Below are 1,461 nucleotides of genomic sequence, written 5' to 3'. Positions count from 1 at the left end.
ATGACGCGCACCTCGCAACAAGAATGCCGGAGCATTCTTGAATTTTGTAGGACGTGAGATCACCAAGAACGGTCTGGTAGACAAGAAAGCAGAGATTGAGGCATTCCAGAAACTGATTGAAGATTGTGGACTTCACGTATCACCGAAGGCACTGCTCAGAAATCTGACCGTAGCACAGTGTCAGCTGATAGAGATCATCAAAGCGATTTCCGTAAATGCGAAAGTAATCGTTATGGATGAGCCGACAACTTCTATTATAGATAAGGGAGTACATATTTTATTTGACCATATCAATCGATTAAAAGCGAAGGGAGTAGCGATCATTTATATCTCCCACCGAATGGATGAGATTTTTACCATCTGTGACAGAATCAGCGTTTTCCGAGATGGGCAGTATATCGGATGCGGCGAAGTAAAAGATCTGGACGAGCCACAGCTGATCAAAATGATGGTTGGACGAGAGACCACAGATGTGTTCCTGAAACTGGAAGCCAAGATCGGTGATGTAATGTTCGAAGCAAAACACATCGTGCGCGACAAGAAAGTAAAAGATATCAGCATTTCCGTAAGATCCGGTGAGATTCTTGGAATCGCAGGTCTGGTAGGAGCCGGACGAAGCGAACTGATGGAAGGCGGAACAATGAAGCAGAAATCAATAGCAAAACAGCACAATATAAGTGAATATTTTATCGTTATCATTTTTCATTGCACTGGTTGTAGTACTTGGATTATTAAATCACAATTTCTTATCCGGTGGCAATATCGTAAACATTTTGAAACAGACATCCATTGTCGGAATCCTTTCATTTGGTATGATGTTCGTTATCATCTGCGGCGGATTTGATATGTCAGTCGGATCAATCATCGCATTTACCGGTATTCTGGCAGCGATGTTAGGACAGGGAAATCTTCCACTGATCGTTCCATTCATCGTAGCCTGCCGGGCAGGACTTGGTGTAGGAATTGTAAATGGTGTCGGTGTAGCAGTCGGAAACTTACCACCATTCATCATGACACTTGGTACGATGACAGCGGTTCGAGGACTTGCACTGTTAACCTCAAACGGAAAACCGATCACTGGTATTTCAGAAGGATACAAAAAAGTTACATCTTTAATGTTATTCGGAAAAATTCCGATGCTGGCAGTATTCTTTATCATTGTAATTGCAGTATGTTCTTTCGTACTTGCAAAAACAGTATTTGGTCGTCGGGTATTCTCCTGTGGTGGTAACTTACAGGCAGCAAGAGTAGCTGGTATCAATACAACATTTATCCGCATTGCAGTATTTGCAGCAAGCGAAGAGCCAGACGTTCATGAGATGGTTCAGGCTGCATTTGCAGGAAAGAGACTGGAGCTGTTCAAAGAGAACTGCCAGTGTGATGAGATTCTGAAAGCAGTAGAGGATGCATTGAAATATTCAAGTCGAACGCACGTGAGACTTGGTGCGTGATTCTGGTCAG

General features: G+C 43.1%; 2 protein-coding genes. Both read left to right on the top strand.

The window, feature by feature from the left end; genetic code table 11:
* Positions 1–37 precede the first annotated feature (37 nt).
* The gene (locus tag LG34_RS16175) at positions 38–844 is read left to right on the top strand and encodes a sugar ABC transporter ATP-binding protein (RefSeq protein WP_177957772.1); all 807 of its coding nucleotides are present in this window, start codon (positions 38–40) and stop codon (positions 842–844) included.
* Positions 813–1,451 carry an ABC transporter permease gene (locus LG34_RS16170; protein WP_333491095.1) on the top strand — a complete coding sequence of 213 codons (639 nt, stop codon included), beginning with the start codon at positions 813–815 and terminating at the stop codon, positions 1,449–1,451. Before LG34_RS16175 ends, LG34_RS16170 begins: the two co-directional genes overlap by 32 nt.
* The last annotated feature ends 10 nt before the right edge of the window (positions 1,452–1,461 follow it).

This window comes from Eubacterium ramulus (genome assembly GCF_003122485.1).
Taxonomy (GTDB): Bacteria; Bacillota; Clostridia; order Lachnospirales; family Lachnospiraceae; genus Eubacterium_I; species Eubacterium_I ramulus_A.
The sequence above is the reverse complement of the archived record's forward strand: the minus strand, read 5'-3'. Positions and strand labels throughout refer to the sequence as shown.

Bases quoted from the DNA above. Each gene is read 5' to 3' on its own strand.
- LG34_RS16170 (WP_333491095.1), top strand. From the start codon at position 813: ATGATGTTCGTTATCATCTGCGGCGGATTTGATATGTCAGTCGGATCA.